Genomic DNA, 7,150 nt, shown 5'->3' with positions numbered 1-7,150 from the left:
TGTGAAAAAAGGTTAAACAGAATATGCCAAGATTCACCTCTTGCATTGCAAAAGGCATCAAGTTAAAATAGACATATCAATTTAACCTGTGGTGCTGACACAGGCCGAAAGTCGTTTCCGTTAGGGTGCTGGTAACACCTTAACATTGTGGAAACGGCTTTTTTATTTGTCCGAACTCTTAAGTTACTGATAATTTTATCTCTATTAAACTATCAACGCAAGAGTAAAATTCCATGATGTCCCGTAGTACCAATGCCTTGTAGGCTTCTAAAATTTCTCTGTATGGTTCTTTTATTCCATTTAAGGGTAATAACAAAGAAATTCCTCCTAACCACATATAATGGTATTATTTTCTATATATCGATTTGGAGGTAATAAACTTTTGGACGCTAAATTAACCATAGCTATTGTAAGTTCAATATTTGGTATATCAGGATGGGCAACTTTTTTATATAATCATATAACTCATATACCTAACATTAAGGGTAGAATCTTTTCACCTATTATGGGTCGGACCCAAATCGTCCAAAACGGTGAAAACAAAGATTTAACAACCTGTCTATTCTATCTATACCTAACAAACAAAAGAAAAACTGCTGTAAGGCCCTTAGATTTTGAAATGGAAATAACATTTACAGATGGCACCTCAGAAAAGCTACAAAGATTTTATGGAAACGGGATATATGAATTCACATTTACCTGGATAAATAACGAAATTATTAATCCTAATCTGAGAGAGAATCTAATCTATAAAAAGCCACAGGCAATAGAACCAAAAGAACCACTTCATGGTTTTGTATTGTTTGGCGGCAGCAAGGATCTATACGAAAGAAATAACAGAGAGGAAATAGCTACTTATAGACTTACTGTTATAGATGTATTTGGCGGAAGACATCTTATACAAGAAAGTAATATGGATCAAAAAGTTAACCTGTATTTGCTAAGTGACTTAGCGAACTTTGAACTTCCTACTACAAAAGGCACCCCCTGAACACATAGGGGTCCTTTTTTATGAATTCCTGACTAAATTTAACACCACTTGAACATAATGTGTATATACTATGACTATACATTAAGAAAGAATGGTGCTAAAATGAAGGAAACACAAGGAGGGATTATTGTGAAGATTCAAAAATGGGGAAACAGTTTAGGTCTCCGAATTCCAAGCAATCTCGCCCAAAAAATTGATATTGAACATGGAACTGAGGTAGAAATAACATTGGGAAATCAAGTACTTTTAGTAAAACCAGTCGTTAAAAAGCCAACGTTGGAAGAACTACTTGCAAAAATCACTCCAGAAAATAGACATAATGAAGCCGATTGGGGAATATCAGAAGGGAATGAACTTAATTAATGCCGATTGCAGGTCCAGATAGAGGCGATTTAGTCACCCTTAATTTCACTCCAAACGCAGGGCATGAACAAGCTGGGCATAGACCGGGTATTGTTTTATCTCCACAAGCATTTAATTTAGCAACAGGATTCGCAGTTGTTTGTCCTATAACTAATCAGCGCAAAGGGTATCCGTTTGAAGTCGAGCTACCTAGTGGCTCGATTTTTACTGGTGTCATACTTGCTGATCAGATTCGCAGCTTGGATTGGGGAGCAAGAGGTTTGAAAATAAAAGGAAAAGCAACACCAGAAACAGTTCAAGAGGTTTTTGACAAAGTACATACTTATCTTTAAAACTCCTTCCTTATGGATGTTTTTTTATCCGACTAACTCTAGTTAACATAAAGACAGTTCCCGGAACCAAGTAACCAAACAAAACCCTGAATTCGGCCAAATCAGCCGAAATTCAGGGTTTTGTTTGTGCGAAAGAGAGGGAAAAAGCACGGTTTCTGGAAGGGGCCTTATCTTCCATTTTCGTGGGTTCTCTCCGTTTCTCTATCCTATGGGTGATTTGACAATGGGTGCCCTATTCATGACAAATCCACCCACCTCGTTCGGGTTGAGTTAAGTCAATGAGGTCTAGCAATATCGCATTTTTGGAATTTACGAAACCTGTACAGAAAACGTAGACATCCTGATTGTCTAAAAGGTATTATTAAAATAAGGTAATATTCCATACCTTGGTGTTTGTGCCCAGATCTTCCATGGGGGAGATAAATACTGGGCACTTCAGAAGCTCTATTTAATTTACTGATGTTATTAACGGATGAAGAACATATTCGATTGTTTAAAGCCGGATGCTGGTTAGTTTCCCTGATGATCACTTCTTTATTTTCAATAGGACTCAATGCCGTTTCAGTTTCGGTAATTACAGCCGTCAAAATCCATTACTTAACGGGTAAAAAGACAAAAACACAAAAACACAAAAAAAAATGAACCTTTTTGCAGAAAGGTTCATCAGGTACTACTTAATTTTAAGCGCATTTTAAAAAGCTGATCTGGGCTTCATACACCAAAAATGGAATAAAATCGACAGTCGGATGTTAGCGCATCCGATTGTTTTATTTTACCCAATGGTTATTAACCTCATGCCAACATTAACATTAAGTTAATGTTAATGTTAATGTTAATATTCTACACCAATTATATCAAAAAGGTCACTCTGAGTGAACTTTTCCGAAAAAAAGTTTCAAATTGTAACCCTAAAAGGGTACTCTAGCGGTCTAAATCACTTCTTAGTCGATGAAATTTCAAATTGAAGTGCTCTACTTATATTTTTTAAATAAGTCCCAAAGCGCAAGTTCAATTATATCTTGCTTGTTTAATTTACGGCTCGTAGCAAATTGATCGAGCGCCTGTCCCACACTTTTATTCAGTGAGAGCGTCTTACGTACTTTGTCCTCGGCTTTAATCTCCTCATAAATCCGCAAATGTAGAGGCTTTACTGTGTCTTCTAAGGTCGCTGCTACGCTCGTATCTTTATGGTTTTTCCATTCCTGAAGCATCGCCCGTATATCATTTAATTCTGCCACGGTTAACTCTTTGCGTGGGGCAGGTGTCGCCTCTTGCGTTAATGATTTCTTATTCATTTCATCCTTATGCGTTATCAATACGTTATTGATTTCATCCTCGTGCGTTGCTCGTTTCTTATTCATGCGTTGTTTAGGCGTGATCGTGTTACTTTGTCTTTGATCGTAATCAAAAATACTCTTATGGGTGGGAGCTTCTCCTTCACCGGCATACTTCCAGTTGATCTCATTTCCGCCTTTATTCACGTGTTCATAGCCGGCTGTTTTCATGGCTGCTGTCAGACGCCGGTAGGACATTAACCCTGATGTATTGCCTTGTTCCGTGCTTAATTTTTTCAATTCCCCCCCGTTTTCCAAGTGCTTCATAATGTCACCAATTAGCATCCATTCACCGCCTTGCGTTGTTCATATCATCCTCATGCGTTGTTTACGCGTTGTCCATTTCATCCTAACACGTTATAGAGCTATTGTCTGTGCGAGTTAATGATACTTGGTACGTGAAGATTCAGTTTATTGCAACACAGCGTGTTTCTCAGCACACTACCCCTCGCCTTCTTATGCACCATTAACAATTTTTCAGGGTTAAACGCTCATTGACCAGGGAAATTGAGATGATGATGAGAAGGATAGAAAGAAGGTTACATGTGGCGGTTGTCCATGGTAAGCGCACCGTAGGGAGCATTAAGGAATGGACAACCTCTCGATCCCAGACCCTCTTGGTAGTGAACAAACGACCGTTTGTTCCTGCCACCCGGCGAGGGAGCCCCCGAAGAATCGGGGGTTGGGGGATTGAGGTTTTTATTGCGATCCAACGGGCGTCCGTTGGCGAGGTTTGGGCGAGGAGCCCAAGGTCTGCGGTCTTGCGGTTTTGATTTTAGCGTCGCAGACCACATGGAACTTTCGTAGAAAGTGTAATGTGCTACACTTTACCGTATAAAGTTTGCTCTCAAGCCTAGTTTCAGCGAATCTCTCTTGGAGGCGATAAGCATGAGTTTTGCGGTATGTCATATGGAAAAATACAAACGACAAGACGTGAAAGGCATCCAGTTTCATAACCAACGAGAACGAGAGAGTCACACCAATAGTGATATCAAACGCGACCAATCCCACTTGAATTATGATCTGTTACATCCCGAAAAGGTCGATTACACCCAACTCCTCAAACAACAATTGAAAGACCGTGTTCAGACCAACAAAAAAATCCGGAAAGATGCCGTCATGTTGTGCTCCTTTCTGATCACCTCGGACAAGCCGTTTTTTGAGGGCTTGTCCCCGGACGAGGAACAACGGTTCTTCAAAGAAAGTCTAGCGTTCTTTCAAAACCGGTACGGCTCAGAAAACATCGTGTATGCGACCGTGCACAAGGATGAAAAAACCCCTCATATGCATGTCGGGATGATCCCCATCACAGAAGACGGGCGACTGGCAGCCAAATCGTTTTTTGGCAAGAAAACCGAACTGAAACAAGTGCAGGATCAATTCCATCATCATCTTACCCAGGCCGGATTTTCGCTGGAACGGGGACTCTCCAGTGATCGAAAGCATCTCGAGACGGCCCGGTTCAAAGCGCAGACCACACGAGACGAAATTAAAACCTTAGAATCCACCTTAACCGAAAAACAGCACCAAAAAAAGGAATTGGAAGCAACCATTCAGGAAGTCGAGGAACGTTTGACCGTCCTAGAAGGAGATTTAAGAGACGTTTCGGAACATGGAAAACTTATAAGTCGAATCGAGGCCAAAAAGCCAATGATGAGCCGTGAGAGCGTTTTGATTAAGCAGGAGGACTTTGTTTCTTTGCAATTGATGGCAAAAAAGGTTCCCATCTTGGCGCGACAGGCAAATCAGCTGGAAAATGAAAATGAAAGTTTGAAAGAAAAGGTATCAGGATTAGAATTTCAAAAAGACACATTAAAAAAAGAAAACAACAAACTAAAGACCATGCTCAATAAAGTTCAACACTTCTTTAAGCAACATGATCTCTTTTCTAAATTTGATGAATTTTTGCAGCGTTTCTCAAAAGAAAAAGATCAAAAAATTGATCTTGATCGTTAACGGTTAAAGATCCTCGCCCAAAACCCCTTCTTTTCACTGTCGCTGCTCGCGGCCGTGGCTTTTTTTTGCTCTAAAAATTGCTTCATTGATTCCATTAATCGTTCATCCCGTTGCTGCAGCGTTTCTTCTACATACTGCTTTTGTTCCGCAACTTGTTTTCGCAGCTCCGCAATCTCTTCCTTTTGATCAACCATAATCTGCATAGCACTTCCCATTTGCTCCATGGCAGTTTGAAGTTGCACCGCATACTGATTTAGTTCATTTTTTGACTGCTGCTGCGCTACTGCGATTGGTTCTGCGGTTTCTTCTTCAACCTCAATATTCCTAGAAAAATCAAGGCTTAAACCACTCTCAATTTCTATTGCGGTAAGGTTGCGGTTAAATCCTTCCGCAATAAACCGCAACACTTCCACAGTCTCAGGACGATAGCGTTTTTTTCGTCCTTCTCCAACCGAAAACATAAAATCCGGAAAGCGATCACGATAATATCTAACCGTCGATTCAGCTATATCTAATTCCTTTGCCATTTCCGCAATGGTTAGTAATTTATCCATTTTAAATCCTCCATATCCAGAAGAAAAGTCAATATCTCTTTTCTACAGTAGTTCGATTATTCCTACCCACTTTTTACTGCTGCTGAATGACTGCGGTTAGCATGGCCGTTACCAAAACCCCTAGTTTAGCAGCATTTACAGCGATTGCGATTAGGTTGCGGTACAACTAAAATGGGGGTTCAATTTGTAACCTTTGCTTAAAAAAGTTCTCATTTTGAGAACTTTTTTAGTTTCATTTTAAGAACTTTTTATTGTATACTTCACTTATAGTGAAAATTAATAACTCATTAACTACTCATTAATGTTAGGTTAATGATCCTTTGGGTAAAATAAAAACAACCGATGCTCGCAACATCGATTGTTCTTATTTGATCATATTTCCGATTTTTGGTGTATGAAGCCCAGATTATATTTTTTCAGAATTTAAAACAAAAGTATTGCCTGATGAGCCTTTCTCGCAAAAAGGCTTATTTTTTTTGCTTTTTTCGGTTACCTTCAGTTAAATACCAAACTTTGATTGCCGTAATTACTGAAACCGAAATAGCATTAAATCCTATGGAAAACAGAGATGTCACGATAAGAGATAACAACCACCAACGGGCCTTAAACAGTCCGATATGTTCGTCATCAGTTAACAATAAAAGATTATATAAAGCTTCTAGAGTATCCAGAATTATTCCCCCTTAAAGATCTGGACACTCATCACCAAGGTACGGAAATTACTACCTACGTTTCATTTTAAAGGTAAAACAATAGCTCTGTCTATTCATTTGTCGACAATTTCGCCAAATAAATGCAGATAAAATAAAAAAAAACCGAGAAAATCTACCTCCAATTTTTTATTTAGAAATGTGACGATTTTCCCCCTGTACTCGGAACATAAATAAAAGGGAAAAACTGCTGCTGAATAACTACTGTGTTATCATTTCAGTTATTAAAATCCCTAGATATAACAACATTTACAACGATTGATTAGGTTGCGATAACAACTTAAATTCATGGCTTCGCCAGGAAGTTCACTTTACGATAAGGTGATGGATAACTCTATCGAGTTACCCACACCATTATTCGTAAAGATGAACTTATATACTCCTCAAACACCCTAATAATATCAATCATCCTTTTCTTCATGACTCATTCTCATTTTGCTGCTAAGCAAAATATTTTTTATGAATAAAGAAGTCAAAACCATTGCTTTTGGTTTTGACTTTTGACTGAATGGTGGGAAAATATGGAAACGGCTGGAGGCAGACTTTTCCCCTAAACATGCAAGTGCAAAAAATAGCTCAAGCATGTTTAGGAGGAGAAAGCTGCTACGATTTATGTATGGATGCTGTACTGAATGTACGGTCAATCTGGTATCCGTATGTATGACCCTTCTTTCGCTTTCGATTATCCATCGTCCAAGGCTTTCTACATACAAAATCGCCCCTGTATGCGTATTCTGCCCTGGATCCCTGTGCCGAAGCACAACGATTACCGCCCGAACCGTTTGCTTTCGCTGGCCGTCCGCGCCTAGACCCACACACGGCAAAGAAGGAAATCCGTTGGTTGTGTGGCGCTGGATTTTCTGCATCGGCTCAGCTAACCGGTCAAGTTTTATTTAGAGACGTGTTATTA

General features: G+C 39.4%; 6 protein-coding genes. 4 read left to right on the top strand and 2 right to left on the bottom strand.

The genetic code is table 11. From position 1 onward, the window contains the following. Positions 1-382: 382 nt before the first annotated feature. The 3 genes from QYF49_RS25605 to mazF all read left to right on the top strand — a co-directional run bounded on the left by QYF49_RS25605 (position 383) and on the right by mazF (position 1,686). The gene (locus tag QYF49_RS25605; RefSeq protein ID WP_290402384.1) at positions 383-991 is read left to right on the top strand and encodes a hypothetical protein; all 609 of its coding nucleotides are present in this window, start codon (positions 383-385) and stop codon (positions 989-991) included. Positions 992-1,093: 102 nt separating this feature from the next. Further along, entirely contained in the window at positions 1,094-1,354 is a 261-nt protein-coding gene (locus QYF49_RS25600) for an AbrB/MazE/SpoVT family DNA-binding domain-containing protein (protein WP_290402383.1), read from the top strand. 5 nt (positions 1,355-1,359) lie between these two features. Beyond that, a complete protein-coding gene (gene mazF / locus QYF49_RS25595) occupies positions 1,360-1,686 on the top strand; it encodes an endoribonuclease MazF (protein ID WP_290402385.1) in 327 nt (108 codons plus the stop codon). A 971-nt stretch (positions 1,687-2,657) separates the two neighbouring features. Here the strand turns inward: mazF and QYF49_RS25590 are convergent. Then, the gene (locus QYF49_RS25590) at positions 2,658-3,305 is read right to left on the bottom strand and encodes a hypothetical protein (protein ID WP_290402382.1); all 648 of its coding nucleotides are present in this window, start codon (positions 3,303-3,305) and stop codon (positions 2,658-2,660) included. 603 nt (positions 3,306-3,908) lie between these two features. On the opposite strand from QYF49_RS25590, the gene mobV reads away from it, so the two are divergent. Next, positions 3,909-4,976 carry a MobV family relaxase gene (gene mobV / locus QYF49_RS25585; RefSeq protein ID WP_290402381.1) on the top strand — a complete coding sequence of 356 codons (1,068 nt, stop codon included), beginning with the start codon at positions 3,909-3,911 and terminating at the stop codon, positions 4,974-4,976. Here the strand turns inward: mobV and QYF49_RS25580 are convergent. After that, complete coding sequence (locus QYF49_RS25580; protein ID WP_290402380.1) at positions 4,973-5,530, bottom strand: MerR family transcriptional regulator; 558 nt, start codon at positions 5,528-5,530, stop codon at positions 4,973-4,975. The two genes, mobV and QYF49_RS25580, sit on opposite strands and share 4 nt — an antisense overlap. Between the last annotated feature and the right edge of the window lie 1,620 nt (positions 5,531-7,150).

This window comes from Fictibacillus terranigra, assembly GCF_030412265.1.
Taxonomy (GTDB): Bacteria; Bacillota; Bacilli; order Bacillales; family Fictibacillaceae; genus Fictibacillus_C; species Fictibacillus_C terrinigri.
This window is presented reverse-complemented; position numbering and strand designations above follow the sequence as displayed.

Bases quoted from the DNA above. Each gene is read 5' to 3' on its own strand.
- mobV (WP_290402381.1), top strand. From the start codon at position 3,909: ATGAGTTTTGCGGTATGTCATATGGAAAAATACAAACGACAAGACGTG.
- QYF49_RS25580 (WP_290402380.1), bottom strand. From the start codon at position 5,530: ATGGATAAATTACTAACCATTGCGGAAATGGCAAAGGAATTAGATATA.
- QYF49_RS25600 (WP_290402383.1), top strand. From the start codon at position 1,094: ATGAAGGAAACACAAGGAGGGATTATTGTGAAGATTCAAAAATGGGGA.
- QYF49_RS25590 (WP_290402382.1), bottom strand. From the start codon at position 3,305: ATGCTAATTGGTGACATTATGAAGCACTTGGAAAACGGGGGGGAATTG.